At 72.0% G+C, this 22,606-nt stretch carries 18 protein-coding genes and 1 riboswitch; of the genes, 8 read left to right on the top strand and 10 right to left on the bottom strand.

Translation table 11 applies throughout. The features are described 5' to 3' along the window. Positions 1-102 precede the first annotated feature (102 nt). A complete protein-coding gene (locus AB0E91_RS24670) occupies positions 103-276 on the bottom strand; it encodes a thiazolylpeptide-type bacteriocin (protein WP_018548797.1) in 174 nt (57 codons plus the stop codon). Between the two features lie 226 nt (positions 277-502). Here AB0E91_RS24670 and AB0E91_RS24665 point away from each other — a divergent pair, with 226 nt between their 5' ends. Then, positions 503-1,819 carry an amidohydrolase gene (locus AB0E91_RS24665; protein ID WP_361785858.1) on the top strand — a complete coding sequence of 439 codons (1,317 nt, stop codon included), beginning with the start codon at positions 503-505 and terminating at the stop codon, positions 1,817-1,819. A 10-nt stretch (positions 1,820-1,829) separates the two neighbouring features. On the opposite strand, the gene AB0E91_RS24660 is transcribed toward AB0E91_RS24665, so the two are convergent. Further along, positions 1,830-2,723: a LysR substrate-binding domain-containing protein gene (locus AB0E91_RS24660; protein WP_361785856.1), complete on the bottom strand. Its 894-nt coding sequence runs from the start codon at positions 2,721-2,723 to the stop codon at positions 1,830-1,832. 107 nt (positions 2,724-2,830) lie between these two features. Between AB0E91_RS24660 and AB0E91_RS24655 the strand changes: the two genes are divergently transcribed. Continuing rightward, entirely contained in the window at positions 2,831-3,676 is an 846-nt protein-coding gene (locus tag AB0E91_RS24655; protein WP_361785853.1) for an SDR family NAD(P)-dependent oxidoreductase, read from the top strand. Positions 3,677-3,722: 46 nt separating this feature from the next. Next, positions 3,723-4,337: a histidine phosphatase family protein gene (locus AB0E91_RS24650; RefSeq protein ID WP_361785850.1), complete on the top strand. Its 615-nt coding sequence runs from the start codon at positions 3,723-3,725 to the stop codon at positions 4,335-4,337. Between the two features lie 199 nt (positions 4,338-4,536). Here the strand turns inward: AB0E91_RS24650 and AB0E91_RS24645 are convergent, their stop codons facing one another. Together AB0E91_RS24645 and AB0E91_RS24640 are read right to left on the bottom strand one after the other, a co-directional pair. After that, positions 4,537-5,289, bottom strand: coding sequence for a CbtA family protein (locus AB0E91_RS24645; RefSeq protein WP_361785847.1), 753 nt, complete (start codon positions 5,287-5,289; stop codon positions 4,537-4,539). A gap of 21 nt (positions 5,290-5,310) precedes the next feature. Next, positions 5,311-5,532, bottom strand: coding sequence for a CbtB-domain containing protein (locus tag AB0E91_RS24640; protein WP_161182617.1), 222 nt, complete (start codon positions 5,530-5,532; stop codon positions 5,311-5,313). A 34-nt stretch (positions 5,533-5,566) separates the two neighbouring features. Then, a riboswitch (cobalamin riboswitch) is annotated at positions 5,567-5,707 on the bottom strand. A 156-nt stretch (positions 5,708-5,863) separates the two neighbouring features. Here AB0E91_RS24640 and AB0E91_RS24635 point away from each other — a divergent pair. Then, entirely contained in the window at positions 5,864-6,820 is a 957-nt protein-coding gene (locus AB0E91_RS24635; RefSeq protein WP_361108951.1) for a helix-turn-helix domain-containing protein, read from the top strand. A gap of 142 nt (positions 6,821-6,962) precedes the next feature. Further along, the gene (gene gap / locus AB0E91_RS24630; protein WP_361108954.1) at positions 6,963-7,961 is read left to right on the top strand and encodes a type I glyceraldehyde-3-phosphate dehydrogenase; all 999 of its coding nucleotides are present in this window, start codon (positions 6,963-6,965) and stop codon (positions 7,959-7,961) included. Between the two features lie 50 nt (positions 7,962-8,011). On the opposite strand, the gene AB0E91_RS24625 is transcribed toward gap, so the two are convergent. The 3 genes from AB0E91_RS24625 to AB0E91_RS24615 all read right to left on the bottom strand — a co-directional run bounded on the left by AB0E91_RS24625 (position 8,012) and on the right by AB0E91_RS24615 (position 12,836). Further along, positions 8,012-9,448: an NAD(P)/FAD-dependent oxidoreductase gene (locus AB0E91_RS24625; RefSeq protein WP_361785842.1), complete on the bottom strand. Its 1,437-nt coding sequence runs from the start codon at positions 9,446-9,448 to the stop codon at positions 8,012-8,014. Then, positions 9,445-11,238: a DUF3556 domain-containing protein gene (locus AB0E91_RS24620; RefSeq protein WP_361785839.1), complete on the bottom strand. Its 1,794-nt coding sequence runs from the start codon at positions 11,236-11,238 to the stop codon at positions 9,445-9,447. The genes AB0E91_RS24625 and AB0E91_RS24620 overlap by 4 nt, the downstream gene beginning before the upstream one ends. 80 nt (positions 11,239-11,318) lie before the next feature. Beyond that, positions 11,319-12,836 carry an AMP-binding protein gene (locus AB0E91_RS24615; protein ID WP_361785836.1) on the bottom strand — a complete coding sequence of 506 codons (1,518 nt, stop codon included), beginning with the start codon at positions 12,834-12,836 and terminating at the stop codon, positions 11,319-11,321. A 149-nt stretch (positions 12,837-12,985) separates the two neighbouring features. Between AB0E91_RS24615 and AB0E91_RS24610 the strand changes: the two genes are divergently transcribed. From AB0E91_RS24610 to cydB, 3 genes are all read left to right on the top strand, one after another. After that, positions 12,986-14,236 (top strand): helix-turn-helix domain-containing protein, encoded by a 1,251-nt coding sequence (locus AB0E91_RS24610; RefSeq protein WP_361785833.1) that lies wholly within the window; start codon positions 12,986-12,988, stop codon positions 14,234-14,236. A 400-nt stretch (positions 14,237-14,636) separates the two neighbouring features. Continuing rightward, complete coding sequence (locus tag AB0E91_RS24605; RefSeq protein WP_361785830.1) at positions 14,637-16,172, top strand: cytochrome ubiquinol oxidase subunit I; 1,536 nt, start codon at positions 14,637-14,639, stop codon at positions 16,170-16,172. Between the two features lie 12 nt (positions 16,173-16,184). After that, complete coding sequence (cydB, locus tag AB0E91_RS24600) at positions 16,185-17,186, top strand: cytochrome d ubiquinol oxidase subunit II (protein ID WP_361785827.1); 1,002 nt, start codon at positions 16,185-16,187, stop codon at positions 17,184-17,186. Between the two features lie 504 nt (positions 17,187-17,690). On the opposite strand, the gene AB0E91_RS24595 is transcribed toward cydB, so the two are convergent. The 3 genes from AB0E91_RS24595 to AB0E91_RS24585 form a co-directional block, all read right to left on the bottom strand. Further along, positions 17,691-19,994, bottom strand: coding sequence for an FdhF/YdeP family oxidoreductase (locus tag AB0E91_RS24595; RefSeq protein ID WP_361786218.1), 2,304 nt, complete (start codon positions 19,992-19,994; stop codon positions 17,691-17,693). 326 nt (positions 19,995-20,320) lie between these two features. Then, positions 20,321-20,884 carry a DoxX family membrane protein gene (locus AB0E91_RS24590; protein WP_361785824.1) on the bottom strand — a complete coding sequence of 188 codons (564 nt, stop codon included), beginning with the start codon at positions 20,882-20,884 and terminating at the stop codon, positions 20,321-20,323. Between the two features lie 91 nt (positions 20,885-20,975). Beyond that, positions 20,976-22,346 (bottom strand): NAD-binding protein, encoded by a 1,371-nt coding sequence (locus AB0E91_RS24585; RefSeq protein WP_361785821.1) that lies wholly within the window; start codon positions 22,344-22,346, stop codon positions 20,976-20,978. Between the last annotated feature and the right edge of the window lie 260 nt (positions 22,347-22,606).

Raw genomic sequence — 22,606 nt, 5'->3', positions numbered from 1 at the left:
GCTCTCGGGGAAGTGAACGAGCCCTGCACCAGAGCTCGTTCACACGGACGGTCCCCGGCGCGCGAGGTGCGCGCCGGGGACCGTCGGTGCCGACGACGAGCGTCAGGCGGTGCAGGAGGTGGTGCTGGTCGTGCTGGAGCAGGTGCTCGTGGAGGAGCAGCTCGTGGACGAGCCGAGCATGACCTCACTGGCGTCCGAGTAGTCGGTGATCTCGAAGGTCTCCGACTCCAGGTCCAGGATCTCCTGGGCGAGGGAGGCGAGGTTGTTGTCAGCCATGATGGCTCCTTCCGGGTCAGGGGACGTGACTCCGGACGGGACGGCTCCCGGCCGGTGGTGCGGCGAACCCGCCGGAGGCCGTGGCCTTCGGCAGCTCCTTTTCTACGCGCGTCCGTTGTCACCGCCCTGGCGTTCCGCTGTCACATCGCTGACATGTTCCGCCCAAGTCCCGCCGCCGCGCCCCCGCGTTCCACCCGGGCCGGTCGTGATCCCGAGGAGCCCCGCCGTGCCCGACCTCCGTGAATCCCCCGCCCCTGGCGCCGAGTTGCCCGACATCCGCCCCCTGCTCGCCCCGGCCGCCGAGCTGTACCTCGATCTGCATCAGCACCCCGAACTCTCCGGCGCGGAGGCCCGTACGGCCGCCCGGTTCGCCGCCTGGCTGGAGTCGGACGGCTTCCGCGTGCTGCGCGGCGTGGGCGGCCATGGCGTGGCCGCCGAACTCCGCAACGGCGACGGCCCAACCGTCCTCCTGCGCGCCGAACTCGACGCCCTGCCGGTCGCGGAGCGCACCGGCGCCCCCTACGCGAGCACCGTCACCGCGCCCGGCCCCGACGGGCGCCCGGTGCCGGTGATGCACGCGTGCGGCCATGACGCGCATCTGGCCTGCGTGGCGGCGGCCGCCCGCTGGTTCGCCGCGCACCCGGGCCGCTGGCGCGGCACGCTCCTGGTCGCCGGACAGCCCGCCGAGGAGACCCTGAGCGGGGCGCGGGCCATGCTGGAGGACGGGCTGTACGAGCGGATCACCGTGCCCGACGTGGTCCTGGCCCAGCACACGGCCGCCTTCCCGGCGGGAATGGTGGCCCACGCCGACGGCCCGGTGCTGGCCGGCAGCCGCACACTGGAGCTGGTCTTCGAGGGCGACGGCGGCCACGCGGCGACCCCGCACCTGTCGGCCGACCCGCTGTCGGCGGCGGCCGGAGTGGTCACCCGCCTGCCCGCCATCGCGGCCCGGGAGTCCGACCCGGCCGAGCGGCTGACGGTCACGGCCGCCGCACTGCACACGGGCGACGCCGCTCACGCCGGGAACGTCATCGCCGCCCGCGCTGAACTCCGCGTCACCATCAGGGCGTTCTCCGAGTCGGCGCTCTCCGCCGCGGCCGCCGCCGTGGAGCGCGTGGCCCGCGCCGAGGCGGCCGCCGCCGCGCTGCCGCCCCGGGTCACCGTCACCGAGTTGTCCCGCTCGGGAGTCACGCTCCCGGACCCCACGGTCACGACGGCCGTACGACAGGCCCACCGCGCGGCGTTCGGCCCGGCCCGCGTCACGGGCTGGCCCGCCACCACGGCCACCGAGGACTTCCCGCTGCTCACCGGAGCGGGCGCCGAACTCCACGGCCACCCCGGCATCCTGGGCGGCTACTGGATGCTCGGCACGGTGGGCCCGGCCCAGTGGGCCGCGGCCCCCGGCGACACCCCGGCCGAGAAGTTCCGCACCCTGCCCGGCAACCACTCCCCGCACTATCTCCCCAGCGTCCGGCTGACGTTGGAGACGGGGACGGCGGCGCTGGTGACGGCAGCGCTGAGCCAGCTTCAAGCGGACGCGTGAAGCCGCCGGGTCAGGAAGCCCCCACCTTCGCCGCCGCTTCCAAGTAGCCGCGCACCAAGGGTCGTTCGTCGTCCCGTCGGGCGGCCACCGCCAACCGCGCCGGAGACAGGCCCCGGACCGGTACGGCGACCACCTCGTCCCGGACGACCAGCGGGGCGTTGCCCCGGGCCAGCAGGACGACGCCCTGTCCGTTGGCGACCGCCTCGTGGGTCTCCTCGGCGCTGCCCACCACGGCCCCGATCCGGGGTGGGCGGCCGCCCCGGGCGTCCAAGGCCAGCCAGAAAGCGCGCAGCGGACCCGCCTCCGCCGGGAGGGCGAGGAACGGCTCGTCCAGGAGGTCGGCGAAGTCCACGGCCCCGTCGTGCGTCGCGAGCCGGTGCCCGCGCGGCAACGCCACCAGACGCGGTTCCTCGGCCACCACGACACAGCGATAGCGCTCACCGCCCGCCAACGGCAGCCAGACGAACGCCACATCGCTCGACCCGTCGGCCAACCCCGCGCTGGGGTCGGCCCAGTTGACCTGCCTCAACACAGGCCGTGCCTCGGGATGCGCGGTAAGCAACCGGGTCCGCAGAGCGGGCAGCAGCCCGCGCCCCGGACTCGTGGACATGCCGATCACCAGCGTGCCGCGCTCAGCGGCCCTCGCCTCGGTCACGGCGGCCTCCGCCTCCGTCCAGGCCGCCAGCACGGCGCGGGCGTGCGGCAGCAGGGCCTCCCCCGCCGGGGTGAGCCGTACCGTCCGCCGGTCCCGCCGGAACAGTTCCGTGCCGAGCTGTCTCTCCAGCATCCGGATCTGTTTGCTCAGCGCGGGCTGGGAGACGAAGAGCCGCTGGGCTGCCCGAGTGAAGCTCAACTCCTCGGCTACGGCGGCGAAGTAGCGCAGATCCCGTCCGTGGACATCCATGCCGCATGGCTATCACAGCAGGTCTTGGACAGGGCCCGGTCGGCGGCGAAGGATGGGAGACATCGACGGGAAGATCCCGTACGGCGATCCACGGAGGAGACGGACACATGACCGACAAGGGCAGGGTCTGGCTGGTCACCGGGGCGAGCAGCGGTTTCGGGCGGGCTCTCGCGGAGGCCGCGGTCGCCGCCGGTGACACGGTGATCGGTACGGCCCGGCGACCCGAGGCGCTGGCCGACCTGGTCGACGCGCATCCCGATCTGGTGGAGGCCGTCGCGCTGGACGTCACCGACGGGGAGCGGGTCGACGCGGTCGCCGCCGATGTGCTGGCCCGCTACGGCCGGGTGGACGTGCTGGTGAACAACGCGGGGCGCACCCAGGTCGGCGCGTTCGAGGAGACCACCGACCGGGAGCTGCGGGACCTCTTCGAGCTGCACGTGTTCGGGCCCGCGCGGCTGACCCGGGCGCTGCTGCCGCGGATGCGGGAGCGGGGTGACGGCGCGATCGTGAACATCAGCAGCTACGGGGGCCAGTTGTCGTTCGCGGGGTTCTCCGCCTACAGCGCGACGAAGGCGGCCCTGGAGCAGCTCTCGGAGGGATTGGCGGACGAGGTGGCGCCGTTCGGCGTCAAGGTGCTGATCGTGGAACCGGGCGCGTTCCGGACCGGCCTGTTCGACAAGGGCGCGGCGTACTTCTCCGCCGAGCATCCGGCGTATGAGGAGAAGGTCGGCACGACCCGGCGGCTGGTGCGGGACGGCGCCGGCACCCAGCCCGGCGACCCAGCCAAGGCCGCCCGGGCGATCCGGCTGGCCCTGGACGCCGAGCACACTCCCCTGCGGCTGGCCCTCGGCGGTGACGCGGTGGACGCCCTGGTCGCCCATCTGGACTCGGTCCGGGCCGAGTTGGCCGGCTGGGAGGAGGTCTCCCGGGGTACGGACCTCGACGCACCGTGACGGTGTTACGTTCGCCGTCCGCCCGTACGACAGCACCAGGAGCCCCGTGAGCAGCCGTGTCCTCCTCGTCTCGCCCGCGAGCAGCCCGGCGCTGCGGCAGGCCCGCTTCTACGACGGGCTCGGTCCCCTCGACCCCTCCGGCGCGGCCCGCGCCCGCGCGGCGGCGGGCTTCCTGCCCCACTCCGACCGGGCCGTACGGTCCCCCGGCGCCCGCTGCCACGAGACGGCGGCCGAACTCGGGCTCGACACCGATGAGTTGCCGGAGCTGGCCACGCTCGACGCGGGCCGCTGGCGGGGCCGCACGCTTCAGGAGGTGGGCGCGGCCGAGCCGGAGGCGCTGATGCGGTGGCTCACCGATCCCGAAAGCGCCCCGCACGACGGGGAGTCGGTGCACGTGCTGTGTCAACGCGTCGGCTCCTGGCTGGAGTCGGAGGGGAAGGAGGACGGACGCACACTCGCCGTCGTCGAACCGGAAGTCGTGCGCGCGGCCGTCGTCCACGCCCTCACCCTGCCCCCGGAGACGTTCTGGCGCCTGGACGTACCCCCACTGACCGTCACGGAGTTGAGCGGCCGGTCCGGGCGTTGGAATCTGCGCCTCGGCCGCCCGCTCACCGGGGACACGACGCCGCCGGAATCCGGCCGTTCCCGGACTGGCCAATGAAACTTAGGCAAGGCTAAGCTAAGTTCAGCGAGTCGACGCCCGGTACTCGGTCCCACCGGGCGCCGCTCTTCGCCCGTGAACCCGTGCCGCTCCCAGTGGCGGGGGCCGGGCGGACGAACGCGAGAGGGCCCCGGACGGTCCCGGGGCCCTCTCGTCGTTGAACGGCCGTCGCTGAAACGGCCGTCGTCGAACGGCCGGCTCAGCCCGAGGCGGCCACCGCCGCGACCGAAGGGGCCTTCACGGGGCGCGGGTTGAGCTGTCGCTCGGCCAACTCGCCGAAGAGCAGACCGAATCCGCCCCACAGCACGGCCTGGACGGCGAGCGCGGCGAGCCGGAAGCGCCACAGCAGCGTGGCCGGGAAGTCCCGGGGGACCTCGTTGATCACCGGCAGGAACGCGTACGCGAGGCCGATCACCACCGCGAAGGCGGTGACGGCCACGACGGTGGCGTACCAGGTGCCCAGGCTCGGGGCGAGCCGCTTGCCGAGCAGGGTGGCGCCGATCGCGAGCAGCACACTGAGCAGCATCATCAGGAAGTACAGCGTGGTGCGCTTGCCGATGGTGTCCGGGTCGCCCACCGAGGGCGGGTTCGCCGGGTACTTGAGGAACGGGACGACGTACACCGCGAGCAGTGCGGCCGTGGACAGCAGCAGCGCGGTCGCGCGGGGGCCGAAGCGCCCGACGCGGCCGAGCGCGAAGCAGTACGCGAGCGCGGCGATGCCGCCGAAGGCCACCCCGTAGACCAGGACACCGGTGGCGAGACCGGCGGTGGACTGCAGGGAGCGGGAGACGACCTCCATCTCGTGCTCGTGGGAGTGGGCGTCCTCGAAGGCGATCGCCCGGTCGACGTTCGGTTCACCGAGGAAGTAGGCGGCGACCAGGGCGAGCAGACCGGCGGCGAGACCCGCCAGCATGCCCCGGACCAGGAGGTTTCTGACCGTTGCGGAGTTCATGGGCCTGCGGCGTCCCTTACGTCAGTGGCAGGGGAAGCCGAGCAGGTGGCGGGCGTCGTGCACCCACTCGTGGACGTCCGTGCCGTTGAACACGGAGGTGGCGCCCTGCTCGGCGCCGACGAAGTAGAGCAGGATCAGCATGAGGACGCCGAAGAAGACGGCCCAGGGCGCGATGTCCTTGAGCGGCAGCTTGGCGGGTACGGCGGGGCTGGTGGCTGTCGGCGAAGCGACGGTCTGCGCCATGGCAGGACCTCCTCGGGAATTCGCGTCCCATCTCGGTGGTGCAAAGGACGACGGCCACGGGTCTGACTCGCGCTGCCCCTCGCGGGGCCTCGCACACAGTGGCGCGACCGTGCCGGATTTCCACCGGCTTCCGTTCCGCCGTCGTCGATTTCGCACCGACGGTACCGCGTACGGAGGGCGCGGCCAAGACCGCGCCGGGCCGGGTGATCTTCCTCTCCCGGCAGGCCGGGACGCGTGGGCACGCGGTGAACACCCGTTGCCGACGCGCCGGTTCGCTCTCCTCGTACGCGGTGCCGACGCGCCGGTTCACCCTCCTCGTACGCTGCTCCCCGTGCCGTCCTCCCCGCTGCTGCGCGCCGCCGTCCTCGTCCTCGAAGGCGCCAAGCCCCTCGACGTGGGCATCCCCGCCCAGGTGTTCACGACCCGCGCCTCCATGCCGTACGAGGTGCGGGTCTGCGGGGCCGAACCCGGTCTGGTGACCGGCGGCGACGGGCTGTCGTACCACGTGGCGCACGGTCTGGAGGCACTGGAGTGGGCGGACATCGTGTTCGTGCCCGGCTACCGGTTCCCGGACCGCGAGGACCCGCCGGCCGCCGTGGTGGCCGCGCTGCTCGCGGCGCACGCGCGCGGGGCGCGGCTCGCGGCCATCTCGACGGGCGCGTTCGCCCTGGCGGCCACGGGGCTGCTCGACGGGAAGCGGGCCACCACGCACTGGCACTACACGCGCGCCCTGGCCGAGCGGCATCCGCTGGTCCGCGTGGACGGCAACGTGCTGTTCGTGGACGAGGGCAGCGTGCTCACCTCGGCGGGCGCCGCCTCCGGCATCGACCTGTGTCTGCACGTCCTGCGCGGCGACCTCGGGGTGGCCGCGTCCCACCACGCGGCCCGGCGCCTGGTCGCGGCCCCCTACCGCAGCGGAGGCCAGGCGCAGTACGTGCCGCGCAGTGTGCCGGAGCCGCTGGGCGAACGGTTCGCCGGTACCCGGGAGTGGGCGCTGCGCAGGCTCGGGGAGCCGCTGAGCCTCGCGGCGCTGGCCCGGCATGCCTCGGTGTCGCCCCGCACCTTCTCGCGGCGGTTCGTGGAGGACACCGGCTACACGCCGATGGAGTGGGTGACGCGGGCCCGGGTCGACCTGGCCCGCGAACTCCTCGAGCGCTCGGACCACGGGGTGGAGCGGATCGCGGCCGAGGTCGGGCTCGGCACGGGCGCGAATCTGCGGCTGCATTTCCAGCGCGTGCTGGGCACGACACCGAGCGACTACCGGCGCACCTTCACCAAGGGAAGCTGACCTCGAAGGCACCGAAGGCACCGAAGGCGTCGCAGGCCGCAGAAGAACGTCTGGCGCGATCCTTGCGAACCGTGGCGCTCCCGCCGCTCCCCCGCCCGCGCGCCGCCCGCGAATCTGGGGGCGAACGGAAGGGACACCATTCATGACTCGTATCGCCGTCAACGGATTCGGCCGCATCGGACGCAATGTGCTGCGCGCCCTGCTGGAGCGCGGGAGCGACCTCGAAGTGGTCGCCGTCAACGACCTCACCGAGCCCGCCGTGCTCGCCCGGCTGCTCGCCTTCGACACCACCGCCGGACGCCTGGGCCGCCCGGTGTCCGTGGACGGCGACACCCTCGTGGTCGACGGCCACCGCATCAAGGTCCTCGCCGAGCGCGACCCGGCGCGGCTGCCGTGGGCGGAGCTGGGCGTGGACGTCGTCCTGGAGGCGACCGGCCGCTTCACCGCCGCCAAGGACGCGCGCGTCCACCTCGACGCGGGTGCGAGCCGGGTGCTGGTGAGCGCCCCGTCGGACGGCGCGGACGTGACGCTGGCGTACGGCGTGAACACCGACGCCTACGACCCGGCACTCCACACGATCGTCTCCAACGCCTCCTGCACGACCAACGCGCTGGCACCGCTGGCCGCCGTCCTGGACGACCTCGCGGGCATCGAGCACGGCTTCATGACGACGGTGCACGCCTACACCCAGGAGCAGAACCTCCAGGACGGCCCGCACCGCGACGCCCGCCGGGCGCGTGCCGCCGGGGTGAACATCGTGCCGACGACGACCGGTGCGGCGAAGGCCATCGGCCTGGTGCTGCCGGGCCTGGACGGCAAGCTGTCGGGCGACTCGATCCGGGTGCCGGTGCCGGTGGGCTCCATCGTGGAGCTGAACACCACCGTGGCCCGCGACGTGACCCGGGACGAGGTGCTGGCCGCCTACCGCGCCGCCGCCGAGGGCCCGCTCGCCGGGGTCCTTGAGTACTCGGAGGACGCGCTGGTCTCCGCCGACATCGTCGGCAACCCCGCCTCCTCGATCTTCGACTCGGCGCTGACGCGGGTGGACGGCCGGCACATCAAGGTCGTCGCCTGGTACGACAACGAGTGGGGCTTCTCGAACCGCGTGATCGACACGCTGGAGCTCCTCGCGGGGAGCTGAACACCCTTCTGTGGGCGGCCCGTTGAGCCGGAAGGGCCGCCCACATCCGCTCAGCCCGCGAGCAGATCGGTACGAACGCCGAGGTGCCGCAGCGCGGAAGCCGCCGCACCCGCGCCGCACATGCCGTGGGCCCCGGGTCCGGGAGGCGTGGCCGCCGAGCACAGGAACACCCCGGGCAGGCCCGTGGCGTACGGGTCGAGGGCCGGACGGGCACCGAACACCAGCTGGGGCACGGTCTTGGCGCCGGTGAGGATGTCGCCGCCCGCGAAGTTGGGGTTGGCGGCGGCGAAATCGGCGGGCCGGGTGACCTCCATGCCGAGGACGCGCTCGCGCGCACCCGGCGCGAACCGCTCCAGCTGGGCGAGGATCGCGCCGGTGGCGTCCCCGTCGTAGCCGTACGGCACGTGGGCGTACGTCCAGACGGGGTGCACGTCGCCCACCGACCGGCCGGGGTCGGCCAGATACTGCTGGCCGACCAGGACGAAGGGCCGCTCGGGCATCCGGCCCGCCGACACCTCGCGCTCGGCGCGGGCGATCTCGGCGAAGGTGCCGCCGAGGTGGACGGTGCCCGCGCGCCGGGCGTCCGCGTCGGTCCAGGGGATGCCGCCCTCGACGGCCAGGTCGACCTTGTAGGCGCCGGGGCCGCGCCGGAAGCGCCGGTAGGCGGACCGTACCGGGCCGGGCAGCAGGTCGCCGTAGATCGCGAGGGTCTGGCCGGGGTCGAGGTCGAGCAGGGTGACGTCGGCGGGCGGGAGCTGCCGGTGGTCGGTGACGCGGACGCCGGTGTGGATCGAGCCGCCGTGTTCGAGCAGGACCTTCTCCAGGGCGCGGGCGATGGACTGCGAACCGCCCTCGGCGACCGCCCAGCCCGCCGCGTGCCCGGCGGCGAGGATGCCGAGCCCGATGGCCGAGGTGAGCGGGCGGCTGAGCGGGCGGTAGGCGTGGGCGGCGACCCCGGCCCACAGGGCGCGGGCCCGCTCGGTAGTGAACAGCCTGGCCAGAGCGGCCGCGGGCAGGGTGGTGGGCAGTCCGAACCGGGCCAGCAGCAGCGGGTGCGAGGGGACGCGCAGCAGCGGGCCCATCACGTCCTGGGCGAGCGCGTCCCAGTTCCGTACGGAGGGGCCGAGGAGGGCGCGGTAGCGGTCGCCGTCGGCGCCGAGCAGGCGTGCGGTGTCCTCGACGGAGCGCAGCAGGACGCCCGCGTCGCCGTCGTCCAGGGGGTGGACGCAGTCGATCTCGGGCAGCAGCCAGCGCAGTCCGTGCCGTTCCAGGTCCAGGGCGCGCAGCGCGGGTGAGGTGACGGCCATGGGGTGGATGGCGGAGCAGTGGTCGTGCAGCAGTCCGGGCACGAGGGCTTCGTGGCTGCGGGTGCCGCCGCCGACCTCGTCCGAGGCTTCCAGCAGGGTGACCTCAAGGCCCGCCCGCGCGAGCAGGGCCGCGGCGGCGAGCCCGTTGGGCCCGCCGCCGACCACGAGGGCGGAGGTCATGAGGCGGCGTCCGGGGTGGCGGCGTCCGGGACGGAGGGCGTGCTGGGGGCCGGACGCAGCGGGTGCCGCGAACGCACGTCGTGCACGGGGTAGTCGGGGCCGTCGGCGGGCCAGGGCGGGCGGCTCAGCATGTCGCCCACCGTGACGTGGCCGCTCTCCAGGAGGCCCAGGGCAGCGTCGTGGATCTCATAGTCCTGAGTCTGCCGGTGGAGGGGCTGGCCCTCCAAACAGATCACGCGCACCTCGCCGGGGGCGAACCCGCAGCGGGCCTGGACGGCGCGCAGCAACTGGTCGTCGTGGAGGTGGCCCTCGCCGAAGTTCCAGCCGATCGCGAACCCGGCGATCAGCTCGCCCTCGACCACCACCACGTCCTCCTCGCCCTCGGTGAGGCGGTCGACGAGCCCGTTCAGGGCGCGGCCGTGGGAGTGCAGGGACCGCCAGGCATCCACCTTGCCGGACAGCAGCAGGGCGGTGTCGGCGTCGTAGAGGGCCGCGATCTGGTGCACGGGCAGGCGGCTCACCGTGGTCAGGCCCGCTTCCAGGCGCTCCAGGGCGTCGCCGGTGAACACCCAGGCGCTGGTGGCCCAGTTGCCCGCGTAGTAGCGCATCGCGGGCAGGAAGGAGACGAGGTCGGGGCGGAGGTTGCCGAGCAGCGGGAGCAGGACGAGGGTCGGCAGGAGCACCGCGAGCAGCCAGGGCGAGTGGAGGTGCCACACGCTGATGTCGCCGTGGGCGCCGAAGAGATGGAAGAGCGAGAAGACGAAGAACAGGTTCCACTCCAGCGGCACGCCCATGGGGACGGTCGAGAGGATGTGGAGGTGGAAGACGGCCATGTAGATGAGGGCTGCCCAGGTGAGGGGGCCGCCGTCGCCGAGGAGGACGAGGTAGAGCGGTACGGCGTACTCGGTGGCGGTGCCGACGTGGGCGAGCAGGAACGCGAGGCGGGAGGGGCGCAGGTCGCGGGGGTGGTCGCGGTAGAAGAGGGGCCGCAGCCCGCGGGGCATCAGCGGCGCGTTGCTCATCATGATCGCGACCACGAACGGGAAGTGGTGGTTGAGCTTGGAGGTGGCGGCGCCCCACCAGATCGCCAGCATGACGAGCTGGAAGCCGATGAACATGTCGCCGTACGGAAAGAAGAACAGCAGCAGCGAGAGTCCGTACTGTTCGGCGCGCGCGGCGAGGAAGACGGTCTTGTCGCGCAGTCCGAGCAGCGCGAGGGCGACGATCAGCGGTACGGCGGCCGAAGGGTCGAGCAGGCCCACGTGCGCGGAGCCGGGAATCCGGCCGCTGTCGCCGGGGCGGGTGAGCAGCCAGACGCCGGAGGCGAGGACGGCGGCGTAGAGCAGCACGTCGGTGAGGGTGCGGCGGTCGCCCCGGGTGAGGGGCACCTTGTCCGGCCACGGGGGCAGCCGGATCGTGCCGGGCCTGAGCCAGTAGAGGGCTGAGCCGACGGGCGGGCTGAACCGGGAGGAGAGCGGCCCCGAGCCGCAGCCGAGCCCGATGACCTCCCACAGCAGGGTGAAGACGATCAGCTTCTGGTAGACGACGGGCTCGGACCACCAGGAGGCCAGGTCGGCGAGGGAACCGAGGCCGGGCGTCAGCGAGATGACGAGCGCCGCTCCGCCCACGTAGAGCAGGCATTTGACGACGTAGAACAGATACACCGCGAAAGGGCTGCCGAAGCCGTGCTCGACCCAGTGCCGGGTCAGCGCCTCCAGCCGCTCGCGGCGCGGCAGGGCGCGGTAGGTGTCGGCGTCCAGGGGGACGAGCCGGGGTGTCATGAAGCCCATGGGGATCACGCCTTTGTGTCGCGTAGGGGCCGGGGAGAGGGGCGCGCGGGCAACGGCAGCCTGCGCCGGGGGGGATCACGTCACGCGGGCGCGAGCAGCGCCCGGCGCCGCAGCGCGGGCTTGTCGGGCTTGCCGACCGGGTTCTTGGGGATCGCGGAGACGACGAACACCTCGGCGGGCCGCTTGTACGGCGCGAGGCGCTCGGCGCAGAAGGCGGTGACCTGGGCGAGCGTGAGGTCCGATCCCTCGCGCGGGGCCACGAAGGCGACCGGCACCTCGCCGAGCACGTCGTCGGGGCGGCCGACGACGGCTGCCTCCAGGACGCCGGGCAGGTCGTGCAGGACGGTCTCGATCTCCTTGGGGTAGATGTTCTCGCCGCCCCGGATGATCATGTCCTTGAGCCGGTCGACGAGGACCAGATAGCCGTCCTCGTCCAGGCGGCCCACGTCACCGGTGTGCAGCCAGCCGTCCCGGACGGCGGCGGCCGTCTCCTCGGGCCTGCCGAGGTAGCCGCGCATGACGGTGGGCCCGGAGATGACGACCTCGCCGGTGCTGCCATCGGTGATCAGCCGGCCGTGCTCGTCCATGACGGCGACGCGCTGGCCGGGCAGCGGCGGTCCGACGGTGCCGGGCTTGCGCGGTCCGTCCAGGGGGTTGGCGGTGGAGGCGCAGGTGGCCTCGGAGAGTCCGTAGCCCTCGACGACCGGTACGCCGAAGCGCTCTTCCCAGGCGGCGATGAGCTGCGGGGGCATGGGTGCGGCGCCGCAGGCGGCGAAGCGCAGCGAGGAGGTGTCCGGGCGCACCTCGGGCGGCAGGCCGGTCAGCATGGCGTAGATGGCCGGGACGGCGGAGAAGCAGGTGGGGCGGGCGCGCTCGACCTCGGCGAAGAAGTTCCGGGCGCTGAAGCGGCCCAGGACGGTGGCCCGGCCGCCCGCGCGCAGCGGCGAGAGGACGCCGACGACGATGCCGTTGACGTGGAACAGCGGCAGGACGAGCAGGCTGTGGTCGGCCTCGGTGAGCCGGGTCGCCTCGATCATCGTCGCGGTCATGGCGTCGATGTTGCGGTGGGTCAGCTCGACGCCCTTGGGGCTGCCGGTGGTGCCGCTGGTGTAGATGACGAGGGCGAGATCGTCCGGGCCGGGCTCGGCGGCGACCGGGCGCGCGGACGGCGGGAGCGGGTGGGCGGACGGCGGGAGCGGGTGGGCGGACGGCGGGAGCGGGTGGGCGAGGTCGTCCGGGGTGAGGACGGCGACGGACTCCGGCAGCCCCTCGCGCACCTGGTCGGTCACCAGCACCCGGGCCCCGCTGTCGCCGAGCTGATGGCCGGTCTCGGCCGGGGTCAGCGCCGGGTTGACCGGGGTGAGCGCGGCACCGAGCCGCCAGGCGGCGAACAGGGTGACGACGAGTTCGGCCCGGTTGGGGAGCTGGACGGCGACGATGTCGCCGGGGCGCACACCCAGGCGGGCGAGACGGTCGGCGCAGTCCTCGACCCGATCGGCGAAGGCGGCGTTGGACAGGGTGCCGTTCTCCTCGTCGGTGAGGGCGGGGGCGTGGGGCGCTTGTTCGGCGCGCACGGCGGGCAGCCGGCTCAGAGTCATGGGGGTCCTTCGCTCCAGGAGGGGACGGAACCAGGCGAAGATAGGGGCGCCCCGGCCTCGGCGGCGACGGCCGCGCGCCACAACATCCGGGGCGGCTTTCGTGCTCCGCGCACAGTCCCGGCCGGGCCCGGACGGCCTACAGTGCGCACATGCCGACAGAACAGGCCCTGGTCAGCCGATTGGCCGACCGTTTCGGGGAGAGGCGGGACGGTGTCGTCGCCGACCTCGTGCGGATGACGCTCGGCCGGATCGACGACCTCGACCACGACGCCGCCACCCGTTCGCTGCTGGAGGCGAGCATCACCGAGAACGTGGTGGCCGCGCTCAACTTCGTGGGGCGCGACTTCGACGCCGATCTGCTGGAGGCCCCGTCGGCGGCGCTGGCGTACGCGCGGATCCTGGCCCAGCGCGACGTGTCGCTCTCCGCCCTCGTCCGTGCCTACCGCATCGGCCACTCCCGAGTGCTCGACGACTGCTTCACCCTGGCCGAGGAACTGCCGGCCGAGGACCGGGTGGCGGTCGTCCTGGCGCTGGTGCGCCGCTCCGCGCTGTACATCGACCAGATCTGCGAGCAGGTCGGGCGGGCCTACGAGCGTGAGCGCGAACGCTGGGTGGCGAGCCAGGACGGGGAGCGCCGACGGTGGGTGGGCGAGCTGCTGGGCGGCGGCCCGGTGGACCGGGCGGCGGCCGAGCGGGCGCTGCACTATCCGCTGGACGCGGTGCACGTGGCCTGCACGCTGTGGCCCACGGGCCGGATGACCTCCTTCGACCTGCTGACCGCCGTGGACGAGGTGCGCGCCCACGCGACGGCGGCGCTGCGCGCGCGGGCCGCGCTGGTCGTGCCGACCGACGAGCGCGAGGTGCGGCTGTGGCTCGCGCTGCCCGCGCGGGGCGGAGCGGACCGCACGGATCTGGTGCCGCCCGAAGGAACGTCGCTGCACGCCGCCGTCGGCCGTCCCGGCGCCGGTCTGGAGGGCTTCCGTTCCTCGGCCCGTCAGGCGGCCCGGGTCCGGGAGGTGCTGGGGACGCGGTCCGGGGCCGCGGGCGGCAAGGGCACGGAGGACCCGCACTGGGTGCACTACGCCGACGTGGCGCCGGTCGCGCTGATGGCGGGCGATCCGGCGGCGGTACGGGACTTCGTGACGGACACGCTCGGGGAGCTGGCCGCGCCCGGTGCGCGCGGTGCGGTGCTGCGCGAGACGCTGCGGGTGTTCCTCGCCCACCGGCGCAGTCACGCCGCCGCCGCGACCGCGCTGAATCTGCACCGCAACTCGGTCCAGTACCGGGTCCGCCAGGCGTCCGCGCTGCTGCCGGGAGGGGCCCGCGCCCTCGACGACGACTTCCCCGTACGGGCCGCTCTGCTGGCCGCGCAGTGGCTCGGAGACGCCGTTCTCGCGTGATTACCGGCCGGTTATGCGCCGAACGTGCGGTAAAGCGGGACAAGCAATAGGCAATGCCGCCCCTATTCGATTGTGGGGGCAAACCATTTACGGAATAAATGCCACATAAAGGTCGCATCTGCGCCCGGAATCCGCCCTTTCGGTACGCATGTGCGGCCCACACGGGCGGGCCACCGCTCCGGCGACACCCCGCACCGGCACCCCCGCTCACCCGAACGGGCCGCCCCCGTCCGTGCGATCGATCACCCGTTCGGCACACCGAACATGGGAGGGCGCCCGAGTCTCGGGGCCTGTTTCCCGGCTCGCCCGGTTGCTCCGCATTTGTTCGAGTCGACGCGACTATGCGCTGGAGATACCTTTTAGCCACAATGCGGCTGGATCGAAGCGAGAGAAGGACGCAGTGGAACTAGCAATCGCTCACGAGACCATCGCCCGATGGCAGTTCGGTGTCACCACCGTCTACCACTTCCTCTTCGTCCCGCTCAGCATCGGTCTGGGAGGCATCGTCGCCGGTCTGGAGACGGCCTGGGTGCGGACAGGGAAGGAGAAGTACTTCCACGCGACCAAGTTCTGGGGCAAGCTCCTCCTGATCAACCTCGCGCTGGGTGTCGTCACGGGCATCTTCCAGGAGTTCCAGTTCGGCATGAACTGGTCCACGTACTCCCGCTTCGTCGGTGACGTCTTCGGCGCCCCCCTGGCGATGGAGGCGCTGATCGCCTTCTTCTTCGAGTCCGTGTTCATCGGCCTGTGGATCTTCGGCTGGAACCGGCTGCCGAAGAAGGTGCATCTCGCGACGATCTGGGTCGTCACGATCGGCAGCTTCCTCTCGGCGTACTTCATCCTGGCGGCCAACTCCTTCATGCAGCACCCGGTCGGCTACCGGATCGACCCCCTCACCGGCAGGGCCCGGCTCACCAACATCTGGCGCGTGCTGTTCCAGGACACGACCCTGACGCAGGTCTGGCACACCCTGTCGGCGGCCTTCATCACCGGCGCGGCCTTCGTGATGGGCATCGCCGCCTACCACTTGTGGCGGGCCAAGAAGGGCAAGGACACCGACCGCCGGCGGATCGCCGCCATGCGGGCGTCCTTCCGGTGCGCACTCGTCGTCATGCTCGTCGCCGGCATCCTGACCGCGTTCAGCGGCGACCAGCTGGGCAAGGTCATGTTCCGGCAGCAGCCGATGAAGATGGCCGCGGCCGAGGCCCTGTGGGACACCCAGGGACCCGCACCCTTCTCGATCCTCTCGGTCGGCAACGTCAACGAGGGCCGCAACGACGTGGCGCTGGAGTTGCCCGGCCTGTTGTCCTTCCTCGCCCAGAGCAACTTCCACTCGCCCGTACCCGGCATCAACAACCGGGCCGACGAACAGGTCAAACTGTTCGGCGGCAGCCGCGAGGACTACATCCCGAACATCTTCATGACGTACTGGGGCTTCCGGCTCATGATCTTCTTCGGGATGACGAGCTTCGGCATCGGCGTCCTCGGCCTCTGGCTCACACGCAAGAAATTCTGGCTGGAGTCCAGATACCGCACCGGTGAGGACGAGCCGCCCAACCTGATGATCACCAACAAGATCAGGATGAACGACTTCTTCACCAAGTGGAGCTGGCGCATCGTCATGCTCACGCTGGGCTTCCCCCTGATCGCCAACAGCTTCGGCTGGATCTTCACGGAGATGGGCCGCCAGCCCTGGGTGGTGTTCCACCTGATGAAGACCGCGGACGCCGTCTCCCCGAACGTGAGCATCGGCACCCAGATCGGCTCGCTGGCCGCGCTCAGCGTCGTCTACGCGATTCTCGCGGTGGTCGAAGGGGGGCTCATGGTCAAGTACGCCAAACCCGGTCCGGACGTCGAGGAGAAACCGCCGTCCAAGGACCCGACCATGCGGGTGTCCCCGGACGACCAGGACAAGCCCCTCGCCATCGCCTACTGAGGACGGACGGTCATGTATCTCCACGATCTCTGGTTCATCCTGATCGCCCTCCTCTGGGTCGGCTACTTCTTCCTCGAGGGCTTCGACTTCGGCATCGGCGTCCTCACCCAGGTGATGGCCAGGAACGACAAGGAACGGCGCGTCCTCATCAACACGATCGCCCCGGTCTGGGACGGCAACGAAGTCTGGGTGATCGCGGCCGCCGGCGCCACCTTCGCGGCCTTCCCGGAGTGGTACGCCACGTTGTTCAGCGGCTTCTACATCCCGCTGCTGATCATCGTGCTCTGTCTGATCGCCCGGGGCGTGTCCTTCGAGTACCGCGGCAAACGCGACAACCCCCGCTGGCAGCGCAGCTGGGAGCAGGTCACCTTCTGGACCTCGCTGATCCTGCCGTTCCTGTGGGGCGTCATCTTCGCCAACATCGTGCAGGGCGTCGCGATCAACGCGGGCAAGTCGTACGTGGGCACGCCCGGCGAGCTGTTCAACGGGTACGCGATCCTCGGCGGGTTCGCCCTGCTGGCGGTCTGTGTCACCCACGGCGCGATCTTCGCGGCGCTGAAGACGGCGGGTGAGATCCGGGAACGGGCGCGGAAGTTCGTGCCCCTGCTGGGGCTGATCACCCTTCCGCTGGTGCTCGCCTTCCTCATCTGGACCCAGGTGAACTCCGGCGACGGCCGGAGCCTCGCCATCATGATCGTCGCGTTCGTGGCGCTTCCCGTGGCCCTGTTCTTCAACCAACTGGGCCGTGAGGGCTGGGCGTTCATCTTCTCCGGGCTGAGCATCGTGGCGGCGATCTCGATGCTGTTCCTGGCGCTCTTCCCGGACGTCATGCCCTCCACGCTCAACCCCAACTGGTCCCTGACGGTGAGCAACGCCTCGTCCAGCTCCTACACGCTGACCGTGATGAGCATCGTCGCGGCGATCTTCGCCCCCCTCATCGTCCTCTACCAGGGGTGGACGTACTGGGTGTTCAGCAAGCGCATCGCCGTCCACCACATCCCGTCGGGCCACTGAGAAACAGTCCCCCGAGGCCGAGGCTCCCCCGTTCCACTCCGGAACGGGGGAGCCTCGCCGCGTCGAACTGCCCTGGCGAGCCCCGCCCTTGGCGGTCACGCCGGCCCGACCCGGCGCACGGCGGCGGTGGCCCGCCACGTCCGGTACCGAGGACGACCGCGGCGCCCGGGCCATGCGGCGGCGACGCCCACGAAGGCAGCCACCGACCGGAGGAGGCTCTCCCGGTTCCCGCTTCGCGCCGTGAGGGCCCCGGCGCGCCGGACTGCTGTGGCGCACCGCGCCCGTGGCGGCCGCGCAGGGCCCACCCGGCGCACAGCGGCAATCCCCTGCCGCGTCCGCGATGTCCGCGGCGGGCGCGGGCGGAGGGGGCTTCGCCGGGCCCGGGGTCACCGGGTACGGCTCGGATGGCCGGGCGCCCGACAGGGCCGCGTCCGTCCCCTCGCGCGCCCGCACGGCAGGCGGCCCCCCTCACCAGGAGGGGGGCCGCCTGTCCTTCGCCGGGGGTCAGGTCGCCGCGGTGATGTGGACCTTCACCTGCTTCATGAGCGGCTGGTCGCTCTGGGTGCTGTAGTCGCACAGGGCGATCAGGACGTTCATCTCGGGCATGTAGCCGGCCGCGCAGCCCCGCGGCATGTCGTACGGGATGGCGAGGTAGCCGTCGAGGTACCGATGGCTGCCGTCCTTCGCCGTGGAGACGATGTTCACGGGGTCGAACTCCGAGATGCCGCGCTCGCGCATGTCGTCCTCGTTCATGAAGACGAGCTCACGCAGGTTCTTGATGCCCCGGTAGCGGTCGTTGTCCGAGTAGATCGTGGTGTTCCACTGGTCGTGCGACCGCATGGTGCCGAGCATCAGCATGCCCGCGGGCGGGATGACGTCCGGCAGCGGCGCGTGGGAGAACTCCGCCTTGCCGGACTCGGTGAGGAAGACCAGCTCGCGGGCGGGCTGCTTGATGCGGAAGCCCAGCGGCAGCCGCACCCGGCGGTTGAAGTCCTCGAAGCCGTCCAGCACCTCGGACATGGTGTCCCGGATGCGGTCGTAGTCCTCGATGTACCACTCCCACGGCGTGGGGCTCGCGGGCAGCGCCGCACGCGCCATGCCGGAGATGATCGCGGGCTCCGACAGCAGATGCTTGGAGGCGGGCCGCTTCATGCCGACCGACAGGTGCACCATGGACATCGAGTCCTCGACGGAGGTGCTCTGGATGCCGTTGCGCTGGTGGTCCTTGTCGGTGCGGGCGAGGCACGGAAGGATCAGCGCCTCCTTGCCGTGCACCACGTGGCTGCGGTTCAGCTTGGTGCTGACCTGGACCGTGAGGTCGCAGTTGCGCAGCGCCTCGTAGCTGAACGGCGAGTCCGGCACGGCGAGGGCGAAGTTGCCGCCCATGCCGATGAACACCTTGACGTCGCCCCGGTTCATCGCCTGGAGCGTGCCGACGGTGTCGAGGCCGTGGTCGCGCGGCGGGTTGATCTTGCAAACCTCGGCCAGCCGGTCCAGGAACTCCGGCTCCGGGCGGTGGTCGATGCCGCAGCTGCGGTTGCCCTGCACATTGCTGTGCCCGCGCACGGGGGACGGTCCCGCGCCCTCGCGGCCGAGGTTGCCGCGCAGCAGCAGCACGTTCACGATCTCGCGGACCGTGTCGACGCTGTGCTCGTGCTGGGTGACGCCGAGACACCAGCTGATGATCGAGCGGTCGGCGTCGGTGTAGATGCGCGCCGTCTTGAGGATGTCGGCCCGGCTGAGCCCGGACTGGCGCTCCAGCTCCTCCCACGGAGTGGCCTCGCACAGGGCGCGGTACTCCTCGAAGCCGGTGGTGTGGCGATCGATGAACAGCTTGTCGATGGCCTTGGGGTCGGTCTTCGCCTGCTCCAGGACGGCCTTGGCCATGCCGCGCAGCAGCGCCATGTCGCCGCCGACCCTCGGCTGGAGGTCCAGCGTGCTGGTCCGCGTCGCGTGGAACGTGGCCATGTCCATGAAGTCGTGCGGGATGATCGCCTTGGTGGCACCCGCCTCGATGAACGGGTTGATGTGGACGACCTGCGCGCCGCGGTCGAAGGCCTCGGTGAGCGAGGTCAGCATCCGGGGCGCGTTGGAGGCGACGTTGACGCCGATGATGAACAGGGCGTCGGTGGCCTCCCAGTCCTTCAGGTCGACCGTGCCCTTTCCGGTGCCGAGCGATGCCTGGAGGGCGCGGCCACTGGCCTCGTGGCACATGTTGGAGCAGTCGGGCAGGTTGTTGGTGCCCAGCTCGCGCGCCATCAGCTGGTACAGGAAGGTCGCCTCGTTGCCGAGGCGTCCCGAGGTGTAGTACGACGCCTGGTTCGGGTTCTCCAGGTTGCGCAGGTGGCGCCCGACCAGCTCGAACGCGTCGTGCCAGGAGATCGGCACGTAGTGGTCGGTGGCCGCGTCGTAGACCATGGGCTCGGTGAGACGGCCCTGGTCCTCGAGCTTGTAGTCGCTCCACTCGTGCATCTCGCTCACCGTGTGGCGGGCGAAGAGTTCCCGGCCGGCCCGTTTGTGGGTCAGCTCCCAGGTGACGTGCTTGATGCCGTTCTCGCAGATGTCGAGTTTCAGGCCCTTGGTGTCATCGGGCCAGGCGCACCCGGGACAGTCGAAACCACCGTTCTCGTGGTTCATCTTCATGATCGCCCGCGGGCCCTCGATCAGGGTGCCCTCGCGCAGCAGGAACTTCGTCACGCTCGTGGCGGCGCCCCATCCTGCGGCGGGGTGATGGTAGGGGTGGAAGTACGGCTCCCCTTTGGGGATCGGGCCCACTCGGGGCTCGAGATCCGTCTCCGCTTCCATCATCTTTGACTGTTCTTCGTCCAAGGTGCTCAAGGCTCTCACCCTTCCGCCGTTGGGCAGGCATCCATATCCCATATATGGCGCTTTAGGCCAGAGTATGCCGGTGAAAGACCCCCCGCCACGCGACGCGCAATGGCCGGGAAATTCGGGGCGGAAAGGTCAATTCCCTTGCCTCGCGGCCATGTTGGAGAACGGCCGGCGGCCGGGATCGAAATGCGGAAAACAAAGGACCCGGCCCGGGAGGCCGAGTCCTTCATTGCATATTCGAGGCATTTCGCGCTTTATGCTCGCATGTGCGCATCATTTGGGCGCGGCGCACGAGCAGATGCTCACTTCGGCCTGGCCGCGCTCGCCTTCGCGGTCCGCCGCGCGCTCTCCTTCGCCTGTTCGGTCACCGCCCGGTCCCTGCGGCCCACGACCACGGCCGCGGCGGCACCGGTCGCCAGGAAGGAGAGCGCGATCAGGCCGGGCCGGTCGAGGCGGTAGCCGATGAGCCGGTCCAGGGAGTAGCGGCCGGGGCCGAACAGGCCGACGGTCGCCGCGACGAAGCCGAGGTAGGCCGGATACTCGTAGCCGCCGGAGGTGATGAAGAACCCGGACTTGCGGTGCACGGCGACGGCGCCCGACATGCCGCCCGCCACCGCGGCGCCGGCCGCCGGGGTGGCGAGTCCGAGCGCGAGCAGCACGCCGCCACCGCCCTCGGCGAGACCCGAGGCGATGGCGCTGGGCTTGCCGGGCTTGAAGCCCATGGCCTCCATCGCCTGGGCGGTGCCGTCGATCCCGCCCCCGCCGAACCAGCCGAGGAGCTTCTGCGCGCCGAGCGCGGCCAGGACGCCGCCGGTGCCCAGGCGCAGCGCCAGGAGTCCGAGATCCTTGCGGTGCAGCAGACCCATGGGGAGATCCTTCCGTCGAAAGAAGCGGTCTTCTCCCAGTGTTCGGTCTCGTCTCCGCCCGCGCCGCCCGAGGAGGGGCCAGGTGCCGCGCTCAGTGGTGCGGCGCCGGGGTCTCCGGCGCGGACGCGGTCCCGTTCGGGTGCGGGCAGTGGTCGCGGGAGGTGAGGGGGAAGGGGACGAAGGTCTCCTCGTCCGTCTGGAGACAGATGTCGTGCTGGTACGCGACCACTCCGGTGACGGGCTCGCGCAGCAGCCGGGCGAGGACGTAGGCGGCGGCCAGGCTGGTGACGTCCCGGACGGTGCCCATCGGGAGCAGGGAGCGGGTCTCCGCGATGGCCTCGTGCTCCCCCGCCCGGACGACGATGCGGGTACCGGGTGCCACGCCGTGGGCGGCGATGGCGACGGCGATGTTGTCGAGGTCGTCCGAGCCGACGGCGGCGAGCGCGCGGGCGTGGCCGAGCCGCAGCCGTTCGAGGACGGCCCGGTCGCCGCCGTGGCCGGTCATGACGGGGATGCCGAGGGAGCGGGCGAGGCGCGCGGTCGTCGCGTGCGGGTCGCGTTCGACGCCGACGACGGGGATGCCGAGCCGCTGGAGTTCGGCGGCGAGCCGCATGCCGACCTGCCCCATGCCGACGACGATGACGTGCCCGGAGCGGGGCAGCGTGCGCGGGCCGATGAGCCCGATCAGTTTCAGGCCGAGCATCCGCTCGATGATCCCGGCGGTGAACAGGGCGCTGAAGACCAGGGTGGCGAGCATCGCGAGCCCGGAGGCGATCTGGTAGCCGGTCTCGTCCTCGCCGGCCGTCGCCGGTCCGACCCCGGCCACGACGCGGGCCGCGTGGAAGAAGGCCTCGGCGGGCGGATGGCCGTGCGCGACCATCCAGGACCAGTCGCCCGCGAGGACGGCGAGGATGCCGAAGAGCCCGATGAGCAGCAGCCGGGCGCCCGCGTCGTACGGCCGGAGCTGGCCGGCGAGCCGTCCCACCCGGTGGCCCGGTCCGCGCCGGTAGGGCAGCCACTCCTCAAGGCGGGGCACGCCGTCGCGGGCGCGTACGGCGCGCAGCCGTTCGCCGGAACGTTCCAGGGCGAGGTTGGCCGGGTCGACACAGGGTCCGGCGAGCGCGGGGGCAGCGAGGTCGGCGGGCGAGGTCACGTCGCACTGGGGCAGCAGGCGTTCGAGTTCGTCGGAGACGGTCCGGTCGAAGACGGTGGCGACGATGGGGACGTCCGGCACCAGGTGGGCGACGGCGAGCGCGTAGCGCAGGGCGGCCACGTCGTCGTGCAGCAGGATCGCGACGCCGTCGGCACCGTCCGCGAGCGCGGCCCGCAGCTCCCGGTCGCCGGGCTTGGCCAGGTGGGTGACCGCGCGGCCGCGTTCCTGGAGGGTCGCGCAGACGCGACGGCCGAGGTTGGTGTTGCCGATCACGACGAACGGCCGGGGAGGGAGGCGTGGAGAGGTCACTGAGCCGGGGTGTCCCTTCACTCGCGGGGGCGCGCTCGCGGGGTGCCGCAGGGGGCACGCCGTACGGGCGCGGTACCGGAACCCTACGAGGTCGGACCCGTCCGGTCACCCGGAAGGACGCGTGCGCCGCTCGGCTGCGAGGGGACGCGTGAGCCCTCGTGGGAGAAAAGTGTCGCGTCGTCCGGTTCGCCCGCGGGCGATCTATCGTCGTCTGCGCGCGGGCCGTCCGTGCGTCGCCGCCGCCCCGACCTTGGAGTTGT

The organism is Streptomyces sp. NPDC026659, from assembly GCF_040638245.1.
In the GTDB taxonomy this organism is placed as follows: domain Bacteria; phylum Actinomycetota; class Actinomycetes; order Streptomycetales; family Streptomycetaceae; genus Streptomyces.
Note: the sequence above shows the minus strand (reverse complement) of the source record. Positions and strands in the feature narration are given on the sequence as shown.